General features: G+C 63.0%; 19 protein-coding genes and 3 tRNA genes. 10 read left to right on the top strand and 12 right to left on the bottom strand.

Going from position 1 to position 22312, the window contains the following annotated elements; all coding sequences use genetic code 11:
- A partial coding sequence (locus BN1133_RS16620; RefSeq protein ID WP_157432353.1) for an ATP-binding cassette domain-containing protein occupies positions 1 to 1872 on the bottom strand: 1872 nt, incomplete at its 3' end.
- Positions 1873 to 1948: 76 nt separating this feature from the next.
- The gene (locus BN1133_RS16615; protein WP_050667579.1) at positions 1949 to 3214 is read right to left on the bottom strand and encodes an alpha/beta fold hydrolase; all 1266 of its coding nucleotides are present in this window, start codon (positions 3212 to 3214) and stop codon (positions 1949 to 1951) included.
- A gap of 135 nt (positions 3215 to 3349) precedes the next feature.
- Here BN1133_RS16615 and BN1133_RS16610 point away from each other — a divergent pair, with 135 nt between their 5' ends.
- Positions 3350 to 3883, top strand: coding sequence for a TIGR00645 family protein (locus tag BN1133_RS16610; protein WP_050667578.1), 534 nt, complete (start codon positions 3350 to 3352; stop codon positions 3881 to 3883).
- A gap of 306 nt (positions 3884 to 4189) precedes the next feature.
- Here BN1133_RS16610 and BN1133_RS16605 read toward each other — a convergent pair.
- The 3 genes from BN1133_RS16605 to tsaD all read right to left on the bottom strand — a co-directional run bounded on the left by BN1133_RS16605 (position 4190) and on the right by tsaD (position 5554).
- Positions 4190 to 4265 (bottom strand) — tRNA-Asn (locus tag BN1133_RS16605).
- Between the two features lie 7 nt (positions 4266 to 4272).
- Positions 4273 to 4348, bottom strand: a tRNA-Phe gene (locus BN1133_RS16600).
- Positions 4349 to 4540: 192 nt separating this feature from the next.
- A complete protein-coding gene (gene tsaD / locus BN1133_RS16595) occupies positions 4541 to 5554 on the bottom strand; it encodes a tRNA (adenosine(37)-N6)-threonylcarbamoyltransferase complex transferase subunit TsaD (RefSeq protein ID WP_050667577.1) in 1014 nt (337 codons plus the stop codon).
- Positions 5555 to 5734: 180 nt separating this feature from the next.
- Between tsaD and rpsU the strand changes: the two genes are divergently transcribed.
- From rpsU to BN1133_RS16565, 6 genes are all read left to right on the top strand, one after another.
- Entirely contained in the window at positions 5735 to 5950 is a 216-nt protein-coding gene (rpsU, locus tag BN1133_RS16590; RefSeq protein ID WP_005350755.1) for a 30S ribosomal protein S21, read from the top strand.
- Between the two features lie 15 nt (positions 5951 to 5965).
- Positions 5966 to 6409, top strand: a complete 444-nt coding sequence (locus BN1133_RS16585) for a GatB/YqeY domain-containing protein (protein ID WP_050667576.1) — start codon at positions 5966 to 5968, stop codon at positions 6407 to 6409.
- A 74-nt stretch (positions 6410 to 6483) separates the two neighbouring features.
- Positions 6484 to 8274: a DNA primase gene (gene dnaG, locus BN1133_RS16580; protein WP_050667575.1), complete on the top strand. Its 1791-nt coding sequence runs from the start codon at positions 6484 to 6486 to the stop codon at positions 8272 to 8274.
- A gap of 217 nt (positions 8275 to 8491) precedes the next feature.
- Positions 8492 to 10360 carry an RNA polymerase sigma factor RpoD gene (gene rpoD, locus BN1133_RS16575; RefSeq protein ID WP_224163584.1) on the top strand — a complete coding sequence of 623 codons (1869 nt, stop codon included), beginning with the start codon at positions 8492 to 8494 and terminating at the stop codon, positions 10358 to 10360.
- A gap of 136 nt (positions 10361 to 10496) precedes the next feature.
- Positions 10497 to 10572, top strand: a tRNA-Ile gene (locus BN1133_RS16570).
- A gap of 151 nt (positions 10573 to 10723) precedes the next feature.
- Positions 10724 to 11134: a CBS domain-containing protein gene (locus BN1133_RS16565; protein WP_050667573.1), complete on the top strand. Its 411-nt coding sequence runs from the start codon at positions 10724 to 10726 to the stop codon at positions 11132 to 11134.
- Here the strand turns inward: BN1133_RS16565 and BN1133_RS16560 are convergent.
- The 4 genes from BN1133_RS16560 to purH form a co-directional block, all read right to left on the bottom strand.
- Entirely contained in the window at positions 11131 to 11844 is a 714-nt protein-coding gene (locus BN1133_RS16560) for an SDR family NAD(P)-dependent oxidoreductase (RefSeq protein ID WP_050667572.1), read from the bottom strand. The two genes, BN1133_RS16565 and BN1133_RS16560, sit on opposite strands and share 4 nt — an antisense overlap.
- Before the next feature lie 87 nt (positions 11845 to 11931).
- Positions 11932 to 13311, bottom strand: coding sequence for a nucleobase:cation symporter-2 family protein (locus BN1133_RS16555; protein WP_050667571.1), 1380 nt, complete (start codon positions 13309 to 13311; stop codon positions 11932 to 11934).
- Between the two features lie 111 nt (positions 13312 to 13422).
- Positions 13423 to 14712, bottom strand: coding sequence for a phosphoribosylamine--glycine ligase (purD, locus tag BN1133_RS16550; RefSeq protein ID WP_050667570.1), 1290 nt, complete (start codon positions 14710 to 14712; stop codon positions 13423 to 13425).
- A gap of 69 nt (positions 14713 to 14781) precedes the next feature.
- Entirely contained in the window at positions 14782 to 16374 is a 1593-nt protein-coding gene (gene purH, locus BN1133_RS16545) for a bifunctional phosphoribosylaminoimidazolecarboxamide formyltransferase/IMP cyclohydrolase (RefSeq protein WP_050667569.1), read from the bottom strand.
- Between the two features lie 344 nt (positions 16375 to 16718).
- On the opposite strand from purH, the gene zntR reads away from it, so the two are divergent.
- Positions 16719 to 17159, top strand: a complete 441-nt coding sequence (gene zntR, locus BN1133_RS16540) for a Zn(2+)-responsive transcriptional regulator (RefSeq protein WP_050667568.1) — start codon at positions 16719 to 16721, stop codon at positions 17157 to 17159.
- A 97-nt stretch (positions 17160 to 17256) separates the two neighbouring features.
- On the top strand, positions 17257 to 17472 hold the full coding sequence (locus BN1133_RS16535; RefSeq protein WP_050667567.1) for a ribosome alternative rescue factor ArfA: 216 nt from the start codon (positions 17257 to 17259) through the stop codon (positions 17470 to 17472).
- 15 nt (positions 17473 to 17487) lie between these two features.
- On the opposite strand, the gene hemW is transcribed toward BN1133_RS16535, so the two are convergent.
- Complete coding sequence (gene hemW / locus BN1133_RS16530) at positions 17488 to 18633, bottom strand: radical SAM family heme chaperone HemW (protein ID WP_050667566.1); 1146 nt, start codon at positions 18631 to 18633, stop codon at positions 17488 to 17490.
- 59 nt (positions 18634 to 18692) lie between these two features.
- A complete protein-coding gene (locus BN1133_RS16525) occupies positions 18693 to 19289 on the bottom strand; it encodes an XTP/dITP diphosphatase (RefSeq protein ID WP_050667565.1) in 597 nt (198 codons plus the stop codon).
- Positions 19290 to 19547: 258 nt separating this feature from the next.
- Here BN1133_RS16525 and BN1133_RS16520 point away from each other — a divergent pair, with 258 nt between their 5' ends.
- Positions 19548 to 21494, top strand: a complete 1947-nt coding sequence (locus tag BN1133_RS16520) for a methyl-accepting chemotaxis protein (RefSeq protein ID WP_160327890.1) — start codon at positions 19548 to 19550, stop codon at positions 21492 to 21494.
- Here BN1133_RS16520 and BN1133_RS16515 read toward each other — a convergent pair.
- Positions 21478 to 22182, bottom strand: a complete 705-nt coding sequence (locus tag BN1133_RS16515) for a metallophosphoesterase (RefSeq protein ID WP_050667563.1) — start codon at positions 22180 to 22182, stop codon at positions 21478 to 21480. The genes BN1133_RS16520 and BN1133_RS16515 overlap by 17 nt on opposite strands.
- Between the last annotated feature and the right edge of the window lie 130 nt (positions 22183 to 22312).

Genomic DNA, 22312 nt, shown 5'->3' with positions numbered 1-22312 from the left:
CCCCTGGGCCACCGTCTCGTCACTGAATTGCTCTGCTTCGTCGGCACGGGCCGTCGGGGGGAGGGAGGGGGGCAGGGGCAGCTCATCCACCTGCTCGCGGGGCAGCGGGACCAGGGCGCCGCCACGCACCGCGAAGACCCGGTCGCAACGGGCCAGCACTCGGGGATCGTGGCTCACCAGCAGTCGGGTCGGCCCGGGGCGGAAGGTGAGGCCGCGCGCCAGCACCTGCTCGGCCACCAGGGGATCGAGGGCCGACAGGGGGTTGTCGAGCAGCAGGATGTCGGCCCGGGTGTAGAGGGCTCGGGCCAGGGCCACCCGTTGCTGTTGGCCGCCCGAGAGGCGGGTGCCGAGTTCGCCCACCAGGGTCTGGTCGCCGTGGGCGAGCAGGGCGAGGTCGGTCTCGAGGGCGCTGGCCCCCAGTACCCACTGGTAGCGCGCCTCGTCCCAGGGTTGGCCGAACAGTATGTTGTTGCGCAGGGTATCGTTCATCAGCCAGGGCTTGTGTCCCAGCAGTCCTACCTGGCCGGCGCGGCGCAGGGAGCCGGAGAAGTCGTCGTCGAAGCCGGCGATGAGGTGCAACAGGCAGCTCTTGCCGCTGCCGGTTTCCCCCGTGATGCCGATGATCTCTCCGGGGGTGACCCGCAGGTCAACGTTCTGAAGTACGGTGCGATCCTGGTGACGCACTCCGACCCCTTCGAGCACCAGGGCCCCGGCGGGCAGGGCGGGGTCATCGAGTACCCTGTGCTGCTCCGGGGTGTCGAGGAAGTCGGTGACGCGGCGGATGGCGGTGTTGAAGTTGATCGCCAGGCGCACCTGATGGGGCAGGCGCATCATGGGCATGCGCAGTACGGCGAACAGGGCAATGGTGGTGAATACCTGGGGCATGGTGAGGGACTGCCCCGCCAGCAGATAGGTGGCGAAGGTGGCCAGGGTCACCAGCAGGGCGGCACCGTGGCTCAGTGTGTCGTGGAGGGCATCGAGGCGCAGGATGCGGCGCAGGCTGGTGAGTTCCTCGGCACGGCGCGCCTCGGCGCGGCGGATGAAGAAGGGGCCGAGACCATTCTGGCGCACCAGCCGCAGCTTCTTGATGTACTCGGCCAGGATGCCGTTGCGCTCATCCTGACGCTGCTTGAGCACCCTCTCCTGACGGTTCATGCGGCGCACCAGCTCGGAGGAGCCGATCAGCAGCAGGGCCAGCACGGCGCAGCCGACCAGCCCGGCCTCGCCCACTTGCCACACCAGCAGGGCGACGGTGCCGATCAGCTGGAGCAGGGTGAACAGCAGGCTGAGGGGCTCGGCCAGCATCCAGGAGACATCCCACACATCCTTGTTGATGAGATTCTGTACCCGGCCACCGGCACGGTCGTCGAACGCCTTGCCGCCGATGCGCAGTACCTTGGCAAGCAGGGCCTCGGTGAAGAGGCGGCGCAGCGGAATGTGGGACTTGAGGGCAAGCTGCAGGGCGTGCTCGGCCAGCAGGCCACTCGCCAGCACGCTCAGGGTGAGCGCCAGAGCGAGCCCGAGCTTCTCCCACAGGGGGGCCGTACCGCCCAGATCCGTCATGGCCCGGTTGAGCAGCCAGGGGCTGGCGAGGCTGGCGAGCACCGCCAGTCCCTGCAACAGGGTGCCGAGCAGGAAGCGGCGGCGCACGGTACCGAGAGCGAAACGGCACAGTCCCCAGGCGCTGGTGCCGGGGCGGGCGGTGAGGGCGAGAAAGGCGTCGGCACGGTGGCCGCGGCGATCCTGGGGGAGCAGGGGATAGAGATCGTCCTGGCTGACGGCGCCGGGCTGATAGCCCTTCTGCACCAGGGGGTGCGCCCAGCGATAGAGCAGGCGGCTCAGCCAGGAGGCCGAGCGTTCCGGGTGGTTCACGTTTGCTTCCTTGTCGTTGTCTTGGGCCGCCTCTTCCGTGGGCGGCCCTCTACTATCGGGGCTTTCTGGCTCCCGATCAACGGTCGCGATTGAGCGTGATGAGGCGATCCAGGATGCGCTCACCGTCGGTGCGGATGCCGTTGTGCTCGTACTCGTTGGTGATCCAGGCGCGGCTGTTGCCAAGGCCCTTGAGGGTGTCGCGGCTGTAGTCGAACTCCACATACATGTCGTCGGCGTAGACGGCGCAGGCGACCGGCACCCGGTTGGCGGCCAGGCGCGCCCGGTCGTAGAGGGGGCCCCAGTCGCTCTTCATGGCGAGCCGCTGGGCCGCCGCGCGCAGGGGCAGCAGTTCGCAAAACTGCTCGAACATCCAGGGGTAGATCATCTCGCCGGTGAAGTGCAGCGGCTTGCCCGGCGCCCAGTCGAGCTCGGGGTGACGGCCGCGCACCCGCTCTGCCGCCCAGCCGGTGGCGACCCCTTCGGCGTAGATGGCCTCGTGCAGGATGGCGAAGATGGGGTGACCGTTGAACGGTTGCATCCCCTGCAGCTGATAGAGGAAGGCGTCACTGAGGCGCTCCCCGTCGAAGGCCCCCTCGAGCAGGAAGTAGAGGGACTCGGGGCCGCCGCTGGCGCCGAGATCCAGCCCCTGCTGCTGGAACTGCTCCACCGTCAGGCGCTGACCGTTCGGCAGGCGCACGTCGTGGTGATAGAGATGCCCGGCGAGGCGATCCAGCATCCCCTGCATGGCCGGGAAGCGCGCGCACAGGGCTGCCTGCTTGTCGGCTACCCGGCGCAGGGTGGCCTCGTAGACCTCGTCGGCGCTGCGCCCCACGGGCGGGATCCCGCCCGTGATGTAGACCTCATGCAGAGCCTCGGGGAAGAGGGAGAGGTAGGTGAGGCAGCAAAAACCGCCGAAGCTCTGACCGAGCAGGCTCCAGGGACGGTCGGGGCTGAGCCTTGCGCGCAGCCACTCGGCGTCGCGTACTATGCTGTCGGCGCGAAAATGGCTCAGGTACTCGGCCTGCTCCTCCACGCTGAGGTGGGTGAGCCCTCGGGCGCTCACCGCCGTGGAGCTGCCGGTGCCGCGCTGATCGAGCAGCACCACCCGAAACTCCTGCAGCGCCCGTTTGATCCAGCCGCTGCGGGCAGTCGGACGCGGCGCTCCGAAGCCAGGCCCCCCTTGCAGGAACAGCAGCCAGGGAAGATCCTCGTCGCGCCGCTGCGCGTCCACCAGAGTGCGGGCGAACAGGGTGAGCTGCGCCCCGTCCGGCTTGGTGTGGTCGAGGGGAACCTCAAGGGTCATGGGCTGGCAGTACATGCCGTCGAGCTGGTAGGGGGTCATGGATGCATCCTGGCAAGGGAAAGGCGTCATGATAGCGGGAGGCTAGGGCGGGGTCACCGGATTGTTAATAAACCCTTGAATAGGGTAGGGTTCACCTCCATCTAGGGACGACTGATTCGAGTGAGAGGTTGGGTAATGAGTAGAGAAGAAGTAGCCGGTGTTGCGATGCAGGGAAGCCGTTTGGGGCGTGTGATCTTCTGGAGCCGCTGGCTACAGCTGCCCATCTATCTGGGATTGATCGTGGTGCAGGGGGTCTATGCCTGGAAGTTCCTCGCCTCCCTGTGGGAGTTGCTGCACAACCTGACCCGGCTGACCGAGACCGAAATCATGCTCTCGGTACTGGCGCTGATCGATGTGGTGATGATCGCCAATCTGCTGCTGATGGTGACAGTCGGGGGCTATGAAACCTTCGTGTCACGGCTGCGCATCCAGAATCATCCGGATCAGCCCGAGTGGCTCGGTCACGTCAATGCCTCTGTGCTCAAGGTGAAGCTCTCCATGGCCATCATCAGCATCTCGTCGATCCACTTGTTGCAGACCTTTATCAATGCCAGCCGGCTCGACGAGCACACCATCAAGTGGCAGCTCTTCATTCACCTGGCCTTCCTGCTGTCGGCGGCGGCCATCGCCTTTACCGACAAGCTGCTGACACAACATCAGGAACACTGACAATAAGGCACTGGCTACCAATTGACTAACCTGTCAGACCGCAGCATCATGCCGTACCCCCACAGGGAGTGGGGTTGCGGGAGTGGTCATGAGAGTGAGTCGCAGGCGAGGTGTTCACAGGGGGTGGAGGGTCTCTCCGGCCACCGTGTTGGGATGTGGCATGTTGCTTTTTTCTTCCCTGTGTGGGGCCGTGCTGCTCCATGCCGTTGCCAATGTATATTGAGAGAGGGCCCGCGACGCGGGCCTTTTTCGTGCTCGGCGCCGGAAAAACAAAAAGCCCGCTCTGTTGAGCGGGCTTTTCAAATTTGGCTCCTCCGACTGGACTCGAACCAGTGACATACGGATTAACAGTCCGCCGTTCTACCGACTGAACTACGGAGGAAGAGTCTTGGTGCCCAGAGACGGAATCGAACCGCCGACACGGGGATTTTCAATCCCCTGCTCTACCGACTGAGCTATCTGGGCAACGGCGCGCATTAAACCCCGTATGCCTTTGAGTGTCAACCGCGAGATGCACTTTTCTCGTCGTTTCGATTCGTTCGCTGTTTTTTTATCCCGTTCGTCGAGAAACCATGCAGATATCCCCCATAGACCCGCTTCCCAAACAGAGATGCCACTCCCCGGGGAGTGGCATCTTCGGGCAGGAGAGGCGCTCGATCAGACCGGGTCCAGGGTGTCCAGTGGCCAGCGTGGCACGGCCTTGACCTCGAGCGTCTCGAATACGCCGGCCTTGAGGCGCTGCATACCGGCGTAGGCGATCATGGCGCCGTTGTCGGTACAGTATTCGGTGCGCGGATAGAACACTTCGCCGCCGAGATCTTGCATCATCTCGGCCAGCTGGGCGCGCAGGTAGCGGTTGGCACTGACGCCGCCCGCTACCACCAGACGTTTGAGGCCGGTCTCCTTCAAGGCGCGGCGGCACTTGATGGCGAGCGTGTCGACCACGGCCGCCTGAAAGGCGTGGGCGATATCGGCGCGGGTCTGTTCGTCGCTCCCCTCGGCGGCGATGGTGTTGGCCGCGAAGGTCTTGAGGCCGGAGAAGCTCATATCGAGCCCGGGGCGATCGGTCATGGGACGAGGGAAGAGGAAGCGGCCCGGGGTGCCCTTCTCGGCCAGACGCGACAGCAGCGGGCCGCCGGGATAGTCGAGCCCCATCAGCTTGGCGGTCTTGTCGAAGGCCTCGCCGGCTGCGTCATCGATGGATTCGCCGAGCACCTGATAGCGGCCGATGCCATCGACCCGTACCAGCATGGAGTGACCGCCGGAGACCAGCAGGGCAACAAAAGGAAATTCGGGGGCACTCTCTTCCAGCATGGGGGCGAGCAGGTGCCCTTCCATATGGTGTACCGCCACGGCGGGTTTGCCCCAGGCCATGGCCAGGGAGCGGCCTATGGTAGCCCCGACCAGCAGGGCGCCGACCAGGCCGGGACCGGCGGTGTAGGCGATGCCGTCGATATCCTCTTTGCCGAGGCCGGCTTCTTTCAATGCGGCCTGGATCAAGGGGATCGTCTTGCGCACATGATCGCGACTCGCCAGCTCGGGGACGACACCGCCGTAATCCGCGTGGAGCTTGACTTGGCTGTAGAGCTGGTGGGAGAGGATCCCACGTTGATCGTCGAAGATCGCGATCCCGGTTTCGTCACAGGACGTCTCGATTCCCAATACTCGCATTGCTTTAAATTTTCACTGCTAAAATGAGGCGGCTATGGTACCCTTCACGGGTTTTTTAGACCAGCGATCTCTGCCGGGTTTACTTTCATTCCCGAAACTGAGTATAATTTCGCACCATTTTAAGTCATGCTGTTCGCGCCTTGCGCCCAGCAACCCATTTATCACCGAGGTGAAAGGCACATGCCCGTAATTAAAGTCCGTGAAAACGAGCCGTTTGACGTAGCTCTGCGTCGCTTCAAGCGTTCTTGCGAAAAGGCCGGTATCCTGTCCGAAGTTCGTAGCCGTGAGTTCTACGAAAAGCCGACCACCATCCGCAAGCGCGCCAAGGCTTCCGCTGTTAAGCGTCACGCCAAGAAGCTGGCTCGCGAAAACGCACGTCGCATCCGTCTGTACTAATCCGGATTCACAGCCGTGTCTCTGAAGGATCTGCTCAAGGATCAACAGAAAACTGCCATGCTGGCCAAACAAAAGGCTCGCCTTGGCACTATTCGTCTGTTGATGGCCGAGATCAAGCAGCGCGAAGTAGACACTCGCACCGAACTGGGTGACGAGGAGATCCTGGCCGTGGTGACCAAGATGGTCAAACAACGCCGGGATTCCATCGCTCAGTTCGAGGCCGCCGGCCGTCAGGATCTCGCCGATATTGAATCCGCCGAGATCGTGGTGTTGCAGGAGTTCCTGCCGCAGCAGCTGACCGCCGAAGAGATCGCCGCTCTGATTGAGCAAGCCGTTGCCGATACCGGCGCCGCCGCCATGGCGGACATGGGCAAGGTGATGGGTGTTCTCAAGCCGAAGATCCAGGGACGTGCCGACGTTGGCGCTGTCAGCGCACAGGTAAAAGCCCGTCTGGCATAAGGCGACCGCGTTAGTCAAAAGAAGCCGTGCTTCCCAGGATGCGCGGCTTTTTTATTCTCTGAAAAAGGGCAACCATGGCAGGCAGGATCCCCCAATCCTTTATCGATGACCTTCTGGCCCGCACCGATATTGTCGAGCTGATCGACAGTCGGGTGCGCCTCAAGAAAGCCGGTAAGAACTACCAGGCGTGCTGCCCTTTTCACAACGAGAAGAGTCCCTCCTTCTCGGTCAGCCCCGAGAAGCAGTTCTATCACTGCTTCGGGTGTGGTGCCCATGGCACCGCCGTCGGTTTCCTGATGGAGTACGACGGCCTCGAGTTTCCCGATGCCATCGAGGAGCTGGCCAGCCTGCATGGCCTCACAGTGCCGCGTGAGCAGAGTGGCGGCGGTAGCGGATCCTACGGATCCCAGCCTGCGGTCAGCAAGGATCTGTTCGATCTGATGGCCCAGATCGCCCGTTTCTACGAGTCCAACCTCAAGGGGGCTCCCCAGGCGGTGGAGTACCTCAAGGGGCGGGGACTCACCGGTGAGGTGGTGAAGAAGTTTGCCATCGGTTATGCCCCCAACGAGTGGGATCAGGTGCGCCGCCGCTTTGGTGCCGGTCACGAACAGGAACAGCAGCTTATCACCGGCGGCATGCTGATCCCGCGTGACAACGGCCCGGGCAGCTATGATCGCTTCCGCGATCGCATCATGTTCCCGATCCGCGACAAACGGGGCCGGGTGATCGGCTTCGGCGGTCGGGTGCTGGGGGAGGGGACGCCCAAGTATCTGAACTCTCCCGAGACCCCCATCTTCCACAAGGGGCGCGAGCTGTTCGGCCTCTATGAGGTGCGGCAGGCCCACAAGGATCTGCGCCGGCTCCTGGTGGTCGAAGGGTATATGGATGTGGTGGCCCTGGCCCAGTACGGCATCGACTATGCGGTGGCGGCACTCGGTACCGCGACCACCAGCGATCATATCCACACCCTGTTTCGCACCACCGCCGAGGTGGTCTGCTGCTACGACGGGGATAACGCCGGACGGGAAGCCGCCTGGCGGGCGCTCGATAACGCCTTGCCCCACCTGCAGGACGGGCGCGAGCTCAAGTTTGTCTTCCTGCCGGATGGCGAGGACCCCGACTCTCTGGTGCGCCAGATTGGCAAGGACGACTTCGAGACTCTGCTCGAGCAGGCCCAGCCCTTCGCCGAGTTTATGTTCGAGCGCCTCGAGCGGGATGCCGCCCTCTCGGGAGAGGCGGGCAAGTTCGAGGTCGCCAACAAGGCGGCTGAGCTGATCCGCCGGGTACCGGAAGGTTTCACCCGCGAGGGGCTCATCACCCGGCTGTCGCGCATGATGCGCTGGGGTGAGAACAAACAGCGTATCGACGAGCTGTTTGCCCGTCACAGCCAGCCCAAGGCGGATACGCCGCGTCTCCAGAAGGGCAAGTTGACCCCGCTGCGCCGGGCGCTGGCGCTGATGGTGCAGTATCCGGCTCTGGCCGCCGAGCTGCCGGTAATGCCGGAGCTGGCTGGCCTCAAGGTGGCGGGTATTCCCTTCCTGCTGCAGCTGCACAGCCAGATCTGCGAGTGGCCCGAGGTGACGACTGCCATCTTGCTCGAACATTGGCGTGGTACCAAAGAAGGAGAGATCCTGGCCCAGCTCGCCATGCATGATCTCTATGAAGGAATAGAGACCGAAGAGGGGGCCGTTCAGCAAGAGCTGGAAGATACCTTCGTCGGTTTTATTAACCTCTTTCTCAAGCAGCGCATCGAAGAGCTGCAGGGGAAGGTGGGTCAAGAGGGGCTGACACCGGAGGAGACCCGGGAGCTGCTGTTGCTGCTCAAGGAAGTTTCGCTTGAAAAAAGAAGTGACAACGGGGCTTGATATTTAAAGGGCTAGCCCCTATACCAGTGCTGTTGCCCGAATTGACGGGATGAAAAGAAGCAATATGAACAATGACCACCTGGCCCTGAGCAGAGCGAGGGCAGGGGTTTCTCACCGCTACGTAGCCACCGGGCATAGCATGTCTGGCGGTTTTCTATTAGAATTGGCTATTTGCGCGTCAGCGCATTGAATCGCGCAACCTAGCATCACCAACCGGATGAGTTCTATGGAGCAAACCCCGCAGTCGCAGCTTAAACTCCTTGTCGCCAAAGGTAAAGAACAGGGCTACCTGACCTATGCCGAGGTGAATGATCACCTTCCGCAGGACATTGTCGACTCCGATCAGATCGAAGACATCATTCAGATGATCAACGACATGGGTATCCAGGTGGTGGAAAACGCCCCCGATGCCGACGACCTGATCATGTCCGACGCCACCGCCGACGAGGATGCTGCCGAAGCGGCAGCCCAGGCGCTGGCATCTGTTGAATCCGAGATTGGCCGTACCACCGATCCGGTCCGCATGTACATGCGTGAAATGGGTACCGTCGAACTGTTGACCCGTGAAGGCGAAATCGACATCGCCAAGCGGATCGAAGACGGTATCAACCAGGTGCAGAGCTCCGTGGCCGAATACCCGGAAGCGATCACCTACCTGCTCGAGCAGTACGACAAGTTTGAGGCCGAGCAGCTTCGTCTCTCCGACATCATCTCCGGTTTCGTCAATCCCGACGAGGCCGATGAGATGGGCCCGACCGCCACTCACATCGGCTCCGAACTGGGTGAGGATGACCTCGCCGACGAGGACAGCTCCGACGAAGAGGAGGAAGACGAGGACGAAGAGGGCGACGGTAACGACGACGACGGTGACGGTGGTCCGGATCCGGAAGTGGCTCGCGAGAAGTTTGCCGAGCTGCGCGCCCAGTACGAGATCACTCGTCAGTCGATCCGCTCTAACGGTCGTGCTCACGAAGAGACTCAGGCCGCCATTGCCCAGTTGGCCGACGTGTTCCGTCAATTCCGTCTGATGCCCAAGCAGTTCGACCGCCTGGTCAACAACATGCGCGAGATGATGGAGCGCGTGCGCGTGCAAGAGCGCCTCATCCTGAAGATGTGTGTCGAGCAGGCCAAGATGCCGAAGAAGACCTTCGTCTCCGCCTTCACCAACAACGAGTGCGAGACCGCCTGGTTCGAGTACCAGAAGCAGGCCGGCAAGGCCTGGTCTGCCCCGCTCGCAGCCATGGAAGAAGAGGTGTTGCGCTCCATCGGCAAACTGCAGCAGATCGAAGAGGAGACCGGTCTCTCCATCGCCCAGATCAAGGATATCAACCGCCGCATGAGCATAGGTGAAGCCAAGGCTCGCCGTGCCAAGAAGGAGATGGTTGAGGCCAACCTGCGTCTGGTTATCTCGATCGCCAAGAAGTACACCAACCGCGGCCTGCAGTTCCTGGATCTGATCCAGGAGGGCAACATCGGTCTGATGAAGGCCGTCGACAAGTTCGAATACCGTCGTGGCTACAAGTTCTCGACCTATGCCACCTGGTGGATCCGTCAGGCCATCACCCGCTCCATCGCGGATCAGGCCCGCACCATCCGCATCCCGGTGCACATGATCGAGACCATCAACAAGCTCAACCGTATCTCCCGTCAGATGCTGCAGGAGATGGGCCGCGAGCCGAGCCCGGAAGAGCTGGCCATGCGCATGGGCATGCCGGAAGACAAGATCCGCAAGGTGCTGAAGATCGCCAAGGAGCCCATCTCGATGGAGACCCCCATCGGTGATGACGAAGACTCCCACTTGGGCGACTTCATCGAGGACACCACCCTCGCCCTGCCGGCCGATGCGGCCACCAGCGAGAGCCTGCGCAACGCGACCCGCGACGTGCTGGCCGGTCTGACCGCCCGTGAAGCCAAGGTACTGCGCATGCGTTTCGGGATCGACATGAACACCGACCACACCCTTGAGGAAGTGGGCAAGCAGTTCGACGTTACCCGTGAGCGTATCCGTCAGATCGAGGCAAAGGCGCTGCGCAAGCTGCGTCACCCGAGCCGCTCAGAGGTGCTGAGAAGCTTCCTGGACGACTAAACCGCCAAGATGAAAAGGCCTCTATCGAGGCCTTTTTTATTGTCCTCTGGCTGGCTAATCCTTGCTCAAGTGATTGATATGCCTATGGACTGCCCCTGGTGATTCCCCTATAATCGCCGCCACTCGCAAGAGTTTCGGCCCCTTAGCTCAGTGGTCAGAGCAGGCGACTCATAATCGCTTGGTCCCCAGTTCAAGTCTGGGAGGGGCCACCAGATTCCAGAGGGCAGCGCATCGCGCTGCCCTTTTTCTTTGATGGCTGCCGGCCATAGTCCCCGCCTATTTATCCGCAAGGAAAGAGCCATTGGCTCATCCCACCTGTCTCCCTGCACACTGGTCTCCTCAATCTGATACCAGGAGTCTCCCATGCTGACCGTACGCCACTATATGCTGCATCAATTCCCCCTGCTCCAGGTGGATACTCCCCTCTCCCTGGCGCTGGATGCCTTGCGTCAGAGCGGGCTGGGAGGCTTGCCCGTGGTTAACGGTGGGCGGCAACTGATCGGTTTCCTCTCGGAACGGGATTGCCTGCCCACCCTGCTGAGCGCCAGCTATCACTGCGACGTTCGTACCCGGGTGGGGGATCTGATGAGCCAGGAGCCTCTCGCCGTGGAGGGAAAAGAGAGTCTGCTCGCGTTGGCAGAGCGAATGACCGCTTCGGCTCCGCGCCTCTATCCCGTGGTTGAGGGAGGGATCGTCATCGGGGTGATTGGCCGTCGTCAGGTGATGGATGCGCTCCACCACCTGCTCAAGGCGTGTCAACCGACCCGAGACTAGCCCTTCTCCTGATCGATGACCCGGCAGCGGATCGGCAGGGTAGCCATGGCACAGCCTGCCGACAGACTACGTACGAAGGCGACGGCCTTGACCAGATCCCCGGTGGCGATTTTCAGCTCGTTGGGAATGCGGCCGTCGTTGGTCATGTCGGTATCGACCACGCTGGGACAGAGGCAGCAGACTCGCACCCCATGGGGCAGCAGCTCCTGGTAGAGGGATTGGCTATAGCTGACGATGGCGGCCTTGGTGGCCGCATAGGCGCCAATCTTGCCAACCGGCTCGAGCCCGGCCATGGAGCCGATGTTGTAGATCTCCCCCCGGCCCTGGGTTTTCATCTTGCGTGCCACCAGATTACAGATAGCCATGGTGGTGATGAGGTTGATGTTAACCATGGTGCCGAGCTGCGCCAGATCCATCTCCACATGACCGGCGTTGAGGACTCCGGCGCTGCTGACCAGCACATCCAGTCTGGTATGGCGTGCCAGCAGAGCCTCGACCTCCCTGAGCGCCACATCAGGTGAGGCAAAGTCAGTCGCCAGTGTCTCGATGACGATCCCTTCATGGCTCGCTTGCAGTGCCTGGCGGCACGATGCCAGCTGGTCGGCCGAGCGTGCAACCAGCAGCAGATCATACCCCTGGTCGGCAAAATAGACGGCCAGGGCCCTGCCGATCCCCCGGCTGGCCCCCGTGATCAGGGCAATTTTCTTCATCGCTTCACTCCTGCATCAATGAAGGGGCATGGTAGCGCAAATGGCTGCATTGGGGGAAAAGAGGGAGCCCGGCTCCCCCTCACAGGATCACTCCTGCTTCTCCACGACGGCCGTCATGTGACCACGGGGCAGCAGCAGGTTGAGCAACATGGCGGTGATACCGCCGGTGGCGACCCCGAACGAGAGCACGCTCTTGAGCAGATCCGGCAGGTGTTGCAGCACCTCGGGTACCTGAGCGACGCCGAGGCCCATGGCCAGCGACACAGCCAGTATCATCAGGGCGCGGCGATCCAGAGCCTCGCGGGAGATGATGCGTACCCCGGCGGCGGCTATGGTGCCAAACATGACGATGGTGGCCCCCCCCAGCACAGGCTCGGGGATCTGCTGGATAAGGGCTGCGACCCCGGGCAGCAGGCCGAGCAACACCAGCATGGCAGCGATGAAGAAGCCCACGTAGCGGCTGGCCACCCCGGTCAGCTGGATCACCCCGTTGTTCTGGGCGAACACCGACATGGGGAAGGTGCCAACCAGGGCGGCCAGCATGGAGTTGAGACCATCAGAGAGCACGCCCCCCTTGATGCGGGCCATGTAGACAGGCCCCTCCACCGGCTCGCCAGAGACGTCCGAGGTGGCGGTCATGTCACCGATGGCTTCAAGGGCCGTCACCACGAAGATGACGGTGATGGGGATGAAGAGATACCAGTCGAATGCCAGTCCCACATGCAGGATGCGCGGCAGGGCGATCCACTCCTCTGGCAGGGTCGGCAGGGTGACACGCCCGAGCAGGAAGGCAACCCCGTAGCCCAGCATCATGGCGATGACGATGGCCGACAGGCGCAACCAGGGGTTCTGACTGCGCTGCAGCAGAACTATGGTGAGCAACACCAGCAGGGAGAGGCCGAGGTTTTGCAGGCTGCCAAAACTGCCGTCCTGCATGGCGGCAAAGCCGCCGCCCATGCTCACCAGTCCCACCTTGATCAGGGTCAGGCCGATCAGCAGCACGACGATGCCGGTCACCAACGGGGTGATCACCTGGCGGATCAGGTGTAGGCAGCGGCTCACGACGATCATGCTGAGGGAGGCGACCAATATGGTGCCAAACAGGGTGGCCAGCATCTGCTCCTCGGGCATGGCGGCCTGCTTGAGGGCCAGCCCCGAGGCGATGATGGGGCCGAGGAAGTTAAAGCTGGTGCCCTGTACCGACAGGAGTCCGGAGCCTACGGGGCCGAAGCGGCGGGTCTGGATGAAGGAGGCGATCCCTGACATCAGCAGCGACATGGAGACGATGTAACGGCTCTCCCCGGCGCTCAGCCCCAGGGAAGAGGCGATGATGAGCGGCGGTGTGATGATGCCGACGAACATGGCGAGCATGTGCTGGAGGGCCGCGAACAGGGTCTGGGGCAGGGGTGGCCTGGCCTCGAGGCCGTAGATGAGGTCGCTGGGCGCATGGGGGCGGGCACTGGTCATGATGGTACTTCTCTGTCTTCGGGTTGCAAGAGACCGCTCGCGCCTGGAGACGCGAGTCGGTGGAATGGGGTAATGAAAGGGCCCGCAATGCGGGCCCTGTTTCGGTGGGCGTTACTCGCCCTGTTCGCGCGCGATGGCGCGCCAGCCGATATCGCGTCGGTAGAAGACGCCGTTCCACTGGATGCGGGCCGCCAGCTGGTAGGCGCGCTTCTGCGCCTCGGCGACCGTGTGGCCCAGCGCAGTGGCGCACAGCACGCGGCCGCCGGCGGTGACGACAGTGTCCCCCTCGAGGCGGGTGCCGGCGTGGAACACCTTCTCTCCGCTCGCCTCTTCCACCGGCAGACCGCTGATGGGCAGCCCCTGGACGTAGTCGCCCGGGTAGCCGCCGGCGGCCAGCACCACGCCGATGGCGGTGCGCGGGTCATAAACGGCCTCGACTTGATCCAGCTTGCCGGCGCAGGCGGCCAGACAAAGCTCCACCAGATCCGAGCGCATGCGCAGCATGATGGGCTGGGTCTCGGGGTCGCCGAAGCGGCAGTTGAACTCGATCACCCTGGGGTTGCCATGACCGTCTATCATCAGGCCGGCGTAGAGGAAGCCCGTGTAGACGTTGCCCTCGGCCGCCATGCCGCGCACGGTCGGCAGGATCACCTGCTCCATCACGCGCTGGTGCACCTCTGGCGTCACCACGGGCGCCGGGGAGTAGGCACCCATGCCGCCGGTGTTGAGGCCTGTGTCCCCATCGCCGACCCGCTTGTGATCCTGGCTGGTGGCCATCGGCAGCACGTGCTCGCCGTCGACCATGACGATGAAGCTCGCCTCTTCTCCCTCGAGGAACTCCTCGATCACCACCCGGGCGCCGGCGTCGCCGAAGGCGTTACCGGAGAGCATGTCACGCACCGCCTCTTCGGCCTCGTTCAGGGTCATGGCGACGATCACCCCCTTGCCGGCGGCCAGGCCGTCGGCCTTGACCACGATGGGAGCACCCTTCTCGCGCAGGTAGGCCAAGGCAGGTTCAATCTCGGTGAAGTTCTGGTATTCGGCGGTCGGGATGGCGTGGCGCGCCAGGAAGTCCTTGGCAAAGCCCTTGGAGCCTTCCAGTTGGGCCGCGGCGGCAGTCGGACCGAAGATGGCCAGTCCCTCGGCACGGAAGGCATCGACCACCCCCTTCACCAGCGGCGCTTCCGGCCCGACGATCGTCAGGCCGATGCGCTGCTCCTTGGCAAACGCCAGCAGGGCCGGGATGTCGGTGGCCGAGATGGCCACGTTCTCGATGCTCCCTTCGTGGGCCGTGCCGGCGTTGCCGGGGGCGACGAAGACGCGGGTCACCAGGGGGGATTGCTGGGCCTTCCAGGCCAGGGCGTGCTCGCGGCCGCCGTTACCGATCACCAGTACTTTCATGGTCTGTTTCCGTTGCTCTTGTCGTCGTGGTTAGCCGCAGGGCAGCCTTGGCTGCCCTGGAGTCCGTTATCAGTGGCGGAAGTGGCGCATGTTGGTGAACACCATGGCCATGCCGTGCTCGTCGGCGGCGTCGATCACCTCCTGGTCGCGCATCGAGCCACCGGGCTGGATCACGCAGGAGATGCCGGCGGCGGCCGCCGCATCGATGCCGTCGCGGAACGGGAAGAAGGCGTCGGAAGCCATGACGGAGCCCGCCACGGTCAGCCCCTCATCCTCGGCCTTGATGCCGGCTATCTTGGCGGAATAGACGCGGCTCATCTGGCCGGCGCCGACGCCGATAGTCTGGCCCTCTTTGGCGTAGACGATGGCGTTGGACTTGACGAACTTGGCCACCTTCCAGCAAAAGAGCAGATCCTTGAGTTCCTGTTCGGTGGGCTGGCGCTTGCTGACTACCTTGAGATCCCCCAGGGTCACCATGCCGAGATCGCGCTCCTGCACCAGCAGACCGCCGTTGACGCGCTTGAAGTCAAAGCCCTGGGCCGGCGCACTCCACTGGCCGCACTCGAGCAGGCGCACGTTCTGTTTGGCAGCGACCGCGTCGCGGGCTGCCTGGCTCACGATCGGGGCGATGATCACCTCGACGAACTGGCGATCGACGATGGCCTTGGCGGTGGCGCCATCCAGTTCACGGTTGAAGGCGATGATGCCGCCAAAGGCGGAGGTGGGGTCGGTCTGCCAGGCGCGCTCGTAGGCGGCCAGCAGGTCGTCAGCTATGGCCACGCCGCACGGATTGGCGTGCTTGACGATGACGCAGGCCGGCTGGTCAAACTCTTTGACGCACTCGAGCGCAGCGTCTGTGTCGGCGATGTTGTTGTAGGAGAGGGCCTTGCCCTGCAGCTGGATGGCGCTTGCCACCGAACCCGGAGCAGCCTGCTCTTCGGCATAGAAGGCGGCGGCCTGGTGGCTGTTTTCGCCGTAGCGCATGTCCTGCTTCTTCACGAACTGGCTGTTGAAGGTGCGCGGGAAGCGAGACTCCTCGTCGCCCTCCTTGTTATCGCCATAAGAGGGAACCAGGGTGCCGAAGTAGTTGGCGATCATGCCGTCGTAGGCGGCGGTGTGCTCGAAGGCTTTGATCGCCATATCGAAGCGGGTGGCAAGGCGCAGACTGTTGCCGTTGCCGTCCATCTCGCGGATCACGCGGTCATAGTCGGCCGCCTTGACGACGATGGTGACATCCTTGTGATTCTTGGCGGCGGAGCGGACCATGGTCGGCCCGCCGATGTCGATGTTCTCGACGGCGTCTTCCAGGGTGCAGCCGGGCTTGGCGACGGTGGCGGCGAAGGGATAGAGGTTGACCACCACCATGTCGATGGGGGCGATGGCGTGTTCGCTCATGATGGCATCGTCACGATCGCGACGGCCGAGGATGCCACCGTGAACCTTGGGGTGCAGAGTCTTGACGCGGCCATCCATCATCTCGGGGAAGCCGGTGTAGTCGGAGACTTCGGTGACCGGCAAGCCGGCGTCGGCCAGCAGCTTGGCGGTACCACCGGTGGAGAGCAGATCGACACCACGCTCGCTCAGGGCGCGGGCGAACTCAAGGATTCCGGTCTTGTCCGAGACACTCAGCAGGGCACGGCGGATGGGCCTGGCTTGTTCCATTACTCTATCGTCCTCAAGGTGATAGGGACCCGGCACGCGCACGCACAGCAAGAGTCCCCGTGACTGTGATGGGGGAATTTCTCAAAGGCGACTGGACCAGTCGACTTTAGGAAATACCCGCTTGAGGGTGAGGCTGCGTTGTCGGCGCGCATTCTACACAAAAAATGTGAGCCGTGGGGGATTTTTTAAAGCGGCAAAGCCTTGTGTGGTGCGGCGGTAAACGTTTGTCTTTGATTTTGCGGAAAACGATTGCCTTCTGCTCCTTATTCGGACGTTGATGGCATGGCGCGGGTTGGGTCGGTGGGCATTGACGTGTAGAGTGGTGCCACCACAGAGGAGGGAACATGTACCGAATTGGTGAACTGGCCAAGGTGTGCGGCATCAAGGCCGACACCCTGCGCTTTTACGAGAAGAGTGCCCTGATTGCCCCGAGCATTCGCAGTGAGGCGGGTTACCGGCTCTACAGCGAGGCGGATCGGCGCCGTCTCGAGTTTATTCTGCGGGCCAAGTCGGTGGGTTTCTCTCTGGCCGATATCGGCGAGCTGCTCGCCCTGGAGCAGAACAAGGCCAATGTCACCTGCCAGGAGGTCAAGGGGGTGGCCGACGCCAAGCTCGTCCAGGTGGAGGAGAAGATCCGCGAGTTGACCCGTTTTCGCGAGAATCTCAAGGCGCTCTCGGATATTTGCTGCGGTGGGCCACGCTCGGCCGAGCACTGCGCCATCCTCGAGACCCTGGAGTCGGGGGGGGCAAGCAGCCACGAGCACCACAGCCACTGCGAGGAGTAAGGGCGAGCGCCCTTGCATAGTGGGCGGCTTGGGCGCACAATCGGCGCGTTTTTTGACCGCCCCGCGGGGCATGTAACCGAGACAGAGAGGAGCCGATATGGCCAGGAAGAAGCCGGTGGTCGACGCCACCATCGCCCACGATCATCAGCGTGGCACCGTGAATGACAACCACCTTAAGGCGCTGGTGACTTCGCCCCTGTTCCAGGTGCGGGTCGAGAAGAGCGGCAAGGGAAAGGGCAGCTTCCAGCGCACCCCCAAGCACCGCAAGGGGTGGGAGTGCGGTCAGCAGTCGATGATGTTCGTCGCCTGCTGAGCGCATTTCCCCCTCTTATTCGTCCATAAACAGCTCGAGCAGCACGTTGAGATAACGGTGACCCAGTGCGGTCAGCTGCCAGCTATCCCCGTGATCGATGATCAGCTCCTTGGTCCTGGCGATCGCCAGCACACTCTCGACTCGCTCCAGCGCCAGCCCGGTGTAGGCGGTGAACTCCGCCTTGGGCACCGGTTCAAACAGGCGGAAGCGGTTCATGAAGAACTCCAGCGGCAGATCGTCCTCCTCCACCACCCAGCGTTGATCCAGATAGGGCCGGCCCGGATCCAGATACCCCTTGGGGTGTTTGACCTTGGCGGTGCGCACTATCTGTCCCTCGGCGGGCAGGGTCAGCTTGCCGTGGGCACCACAGCCGATGCCGAGGTAATCCCCGAAACGCCAGTAGTTGAGGTTGTGATGGCACTGATACCCCTCTTTGGCGTAGGCCGAGATCTCGTACTGGCGGTAGCCGCTGGCGGTGAGCAGGGCGTGGCCACGTTCATAGATATCCCACAGCACCTCGTCTTCGGGCAGGCGTGGTGGCTTTGAGGCGAACGCCGTGTTCGGCTCTATGGTGAGCTGGTACCAGGAGAGATGGGGCGGGGCGCAGGCGATGGCCTGCTCCAGATCGTACAGGGCGTCGTCCAGGCTCTGATCCGGCAGGCCGTGCATCAGATCCAGATTGAAGGTGGGCAGCTCAATGACATGGGCCAGCGCCGCGGCGGCACGCGCCTCTTCGGGGCCGTGAATGCGGCCGAGTCGGGCCAGCTTCTCCTGCTGGAAGCTCTGCACCCCGATGGAGATGCGGTTCACCCCGGCGGTGCGAAAACCGGCGAACTTGCCCGCCTCGACCGTGCCCGGGTTGGCCTCCATGGTGATCTCGCACCCATCGACCAGGGGAATGCGTGCGCGTACCCCGTCCAGCAGTGCCTGCATCGCCTCGATGCTGAGCAGGCTGGGGGTGCCACCGCCGATAAAGATGGAGTGCAGGGGGCGACCCTGGGCCATCGGCAGATCCTGATCTAGGTCATCGAGCAGGGCGGCCACGTACTCGAGATGGGGCAGCTCCCCCTTCTGGGCGTGGGAGTTGAAGTCGCAATAGGGACACTTCTGCACGCACCAGGGGATGTGGATATAGAGGGAGAGGGGAGGCAGTTGCAACATGGCGGTTCCAATCAACAAAACGGGGCCCATGGGCCCCAGTTTATCGCACTTTGTGAGGGTCAGTCGGCGGCGGCGAGGGCGGCCTTGAGTCGGGCCAGGGCCTGGCCGCGGTGGCTCAGCTGGTTCTTGCGCTCGGCCGGCAGTTCGGCACTGGTGCACCCCTCACCGGGGACGAAGAAGACAGGGTCGTAGCCAAAGCCGTTCTGGCCGCGCAGCTCCTCGGTGATGAGACCCTCCCAGCTGGCCTGGCAGATGAGGGGGGTGGGATCGTTCTCGTGGCGCATGAAGACCAGCACACACCAGAAGCGGGCGGTGCGCAGGTCGGCCGGTACGCCGCTCAGCTCGGCCAGCAGCTTGTCGATGTTCTCCCGATCGCTGGCCTGATCGCCGGCGAAACGGGCAGAGTAGACGCCGGGGCGCCCCTGCAGCAGATCCACCTCGAGGCCAGAGTCATCGGCCACCGCTGGCAGACCGGTTACCTTGGCCGCATGGCGGGCCTTGATGATGGCGTTTTCGACGAAGGTGGTGCCGGTCTCGGCCACCTCACTCACCGCAAACTCGCTCTGGGGCACCACCTGGATGTCGAGATCCGCCAGCATGGCTGCCAGCTCCTTGACCTTCTTCTGATTGCCGGTCGCCAGTACGAGTTTGTTCATCATCCACCTCCGAAATTTAGACCCCCGCATTCTAGGGCCAGGGGGCTGGCGGGGAAAGCTGCATTTTTCACACCATCTGTACGGTGATGGGGTGGGTCCACCCCCCGTATGGGGAGGGGTGTCAGAAAAGGCAGGGGCTGTTGACTAATTTATAACCACTGACGAGTGGGCTGAGTGCTCAGGAGCAGGTGTTCGCGGGAGGCAAGGATGAGAGAAGGGACGCGTTGGCCGTTGCATTACCGATTGATGGCGATCTGTTTGTTGATAGCCCTGATTCCGGCGCTATTGGGGGCCCTGCTTATCGAGCGCAGTGCCAGCCGAGCCCTGCAGGAGCAGGTGTTCGGCCATCTTACCTCGGTGCGGGAGATCAAGCTGACCCAGATTGCTGAATACCTGGCACGGCAGAAGGAGATGCTCAGGGTACTGTCCGATACCCTCTCTGATCTCTCGGAAGATGGCAGCGACTGGCAGCATCACCACGATCTGCTCGACGGCTATGTGAAGCAGCTTCACTTCTACGATCTCTTCGTGATCGATGAGACTGGCCGGGTCGTCTACACGGTGGCCAGGGAGCCCGATTATGGCACCGATCTGGTGAATGGCCCCTACCGGGAGTCCGGACTGGCCGAGCTCTTTCGGAAGGTGACCGGGAGCGGCGCCTTTGCCATGGTCGACTTTGCCCCCTATGCCCCCAGCAAGGATGAGCCTGCCGCCTTTATCGGCCAGCCCCTTCGTCTGGCCGATGGCCGCACCCTGGTGCTGGCATTACAACTCTCTATCGATGCCATCAACCGCATCATGCAGACGCGAGAGGGGATGGGTCAGACCGGCGAGAGCTATCTGGTCGGTCCCGATGGCCGTATGCGTTCCGACTCCCTGCTGGATCCGGAGCAACACTCGATTCGAGCCTCATTTGCCGGCACGCTGGAGCAAAACGGTGTCATGACCGAGGCGGTGAGAGGGAGCCAGTCCGGTGAGAAGGCAACTCGCCTCATCCTGGATTATCGGGGTAACCGGGTACTCTCTGCCTATGCACCACTGCATTTTGAGGGGATCTCCTGGAGCCTTGTCGCAGAGCAGGACGAGAGCGAGGCGCTGGCGCCTGTTCAGAGCCTGCAGCACTTGCTCTGGGGGATCCTGGCCGGTGCTTCTCTGCTCTCTCTGGGGATCTCCCTCTGGGTTGCCCGCAGTGTCACCAATCCTCTGGGGGGGGAGCCCGAGCAGATGCTCTCGCTGACCCGGGCTATCGCCAGTGGCGATCTCACGGGCAAGCTGGAGGCAAGCAGGGACGAAAGTGTCTGCGGTGCTCTTGGGGTGATGCAACATAGCCTGCGGGAACTCATTGGCAGCATCAGTCGGGCCAGTACCCTGATCGCCCAGAAGGCGGAGGAGACGAGCACCGTCTCTTCCCAGAGTACCGGGGCCATCACGGCACAGAGCCGGGAGATCGAGGTGTTGGCGAGTACCATGGACGAGATGGCCGCCTCGGCCGCGGAGATCAGCCAGCATGCCCAGGCGGCGGCGAGCGATGTGCAACAGATCGAGGAGAGCCTCAGGGAGATGGGCCAATCGGTGGCGGTGACCCGGACCCGGGTCGAGCAGGCCGAGACGGCGGCCGTCGAGGCCAATGCCTCCATGACGCAACTGGAGAGGGATGCCGGTGCCATCAGTGGTGTCCTGGGCATCATCACCGGTATCGCCGATCAGACCAACATGTTGGCACTCAATGCCGCCATCGAGGCGGCCCGTGCGGGTGAGCAAGGGCGGGGATTTGCCGTGGTGGCCGGTGAGGTCAAGACCCTGGCCGAGCAGGTGCAATCCTCCATCCGTGACATAGAGCACCTGGTCACCAGCCTCAATGGCAGTGCCGGCAAGGTGTTGGGGGGGATCCGCCACAGTGTGGAGCTGTCACACCTGACTCTGGAGGGGACGGCGGGCTTGCAGGGCGCATTGGGACGGGTGGCCGATGCCGTCTCCGAGATCAATGGTCACGCCCTTCACACGGCCACCGCGGCCGAACAGCAGGCCAGTGCAGCCGAGGAGATCGCAAGGGCGATCAACGGGATCGGCGTGGTGGCCGAGCAGAGCCGCGAAGGGGCCAGGCAGACGGCGGCGGCAAGCCAGGCGCTGGTCGAGCTCTCCTGTGAGCTGGAAGGACTGACCCGGCGTTTTCGTCTCGACGGCCTCGTCAGCCAAGCAGGGTAAGGTCACTCACCAGGGTGAGCTCACCGTTGTAGGTGGCGCCGGTATCGAGCCAGCACAGGTTGCCAAGGCGCAGCCAGCGGCTATCGCGCAGAGGAGTGTGGCCCATCACCACCCGGTCGATGCCGCTCACCTCCTCCGGATGTTGTCCCCCCAGTTGCCATCCCATCAGGCGGCCCCGCTCCCAGAGCAGGGTCCGCCTGTGCTGCAGGCAGAATGTCTCGTCGAGGTCGTTCCAGTCGCTGCTGCCCGGGTCTGCATGTACCACACCAATGTGGGCCCCCCTCGAGGTCTCGACCGTCAGTGCAAGAGGCAGGGCTGCGAGGCGTGGCAGGAAACGCCTGGCTTGCTGCTGCTGTTCGGCATTCAGTCGATCGAACCACTCCCCCCCATTCCGTCGCCAGCGTAGCCACTCCTCTTCACTGCCCTGCAGTGCCCCCAGCATCATGGCTTCGTGATTACCCAAGACGGTGCGAAACCAGGGGCGCTCGAGCAGAGAGAGGCAGGCGAGGCTATCGGGGCCCCGGTCGATGAGGTCCCCCACGCCGATGAGCATGTCCCCCCGCCCAGGATTGAACCCGGCATCGGCCAGCTTCTCGCGAAGCAGGGAGAAACAGCCGTGCAGGTCTCCCATGAACCAGGCTCTGCCATCGACCTTCAGGGTTTGGTGGGGATGATTGGGTTCTGTCAACGATGGCTCCGGTGCAAACGATTGCAGTATTTCCCTTTCGGAATAACAGTGGTGAACAAATGCCATTTCCATTCATGTCATTGAGCCCGTAGACTGCGCCGACTTTCACTCATGGGTCAAGAAGGAGGGA

The organism is Aeromonas schubertii (assembly GCF_000820105.1).
Taxonomy (GTDB): domain Bacteria; phylum Pseudomonadota; class Gammaproteobacteria; order Enterobacterales; family Aeromonadaceae; genus Aeromonas; species Aeromonas schubertii.
The sequence above is the reverse complement of the archived record's forward strand: the minus strand, read 5'-3'. Positions and strand labels throughout refer to the sequence as shown.

Bases quoted from the DNA above. Each gene is read 5' to 3' on its own strand.
- BN1133_RS16565 (WP_050667573.1), top strand. From the start codon at position 10,724: ATGCTGACCGTACGCCACTATATGCTGCATCAATTCCCCCTGCTCCAG.
- BN1133_RS16615 (WP_050667579.1), bottom strand. From the start codon at position 3,214: ATGACCCCCTACCAGCTCGACGGCATGTACTGCCAGCCCATGACCCTT.
- BN1133_RS16525 (WP_050667565.1), bottom strand. From the start codon at position 19,289: ATGAACAAACTCGTACTGGCGACCGGCAATCAGAAGAAGGTCAAGGAG.
- purH (WP_050667569.1), bottom strand. From the start codon at position 16,374: ATGGAACAAGCCAGGCCCATCCGCCGTGCCCTGCTGAGTGTCTCGGAC.
- purD (WP_050667570.1), bottom strand. From the start codon at position 14,712: ATGAAAGTACTGGTGATCGGTAACGGCGGCCGCGAGCACGCCCTGGCC.
- tsaD (WP_050667577.1), bottom strand. From the start codon at position 5,554: ATGCGAGTATTGGGAATCGAGACGTCCTGTGACGAAACCGGGATCGCG.
- BN1133_RS16535 (WP_050667567.1), top strand. From the start codon at position 17,257: ATGGCCAGGAAGAAGCCGGTGGTCGACGCCACCATCGCCCACGATCAT.
- BN1133_RS16560 (WP_050667572.1), bottom strand. From the start codon at position 11,844: ATGAAGAAAATTGCCCTGATCACGGGGGCCAGCCGGGGGATCGGCAGG.
- dnaG (WP_050667575.1), top strand. From the start codon at position 6,484: ATGGCAGGCAGGATCCCCCAATCCTTTATCGATGACCTTCTGGCCCGC.
- zntR (WP_050667568.1), top strand. From the start codon at position 16,719: ATGTACCGAATTGGTGAACTGGCCAAGGTGTGCGGCATCAAGGCCGAC.
- hemW (WP_050667566.1), bottom strand. From the start codon at position 18,633: ATGTTGCAACTGCCTCCCCTCTCCCTCTATATCCACATCCCCTGGTGC.
- rpoD (WP_224163584.1), top strand. From the start codon at position 8,492: ATGAGTTCTATGGAGCAAACCCCGCAGTCGCAGCTTAAACTCCTTGTC.
- BN1133_RS16610 (WP_050667578.1), top strand. From the start codon at position 3,350: ATGAGTAGAGAAGAAGTAGCCGGTGTTGCGATGCAGGGAAGCCGTTTG.
- rpsU (WP_005350755.1), top strand. From the start codon at position 5,735: ATGCCCGTAATTAAAGTCCGTGAAAACGAGCCGTTTGACGTAGCTCTG.
- BN1133_RS16555 (WP_050667571.1), bottom strand. From the start codon at position 13,311: ATGACCAGTGCCCGCCCCCATGCGCCCAGCGACCTCATCTACGGCCTC.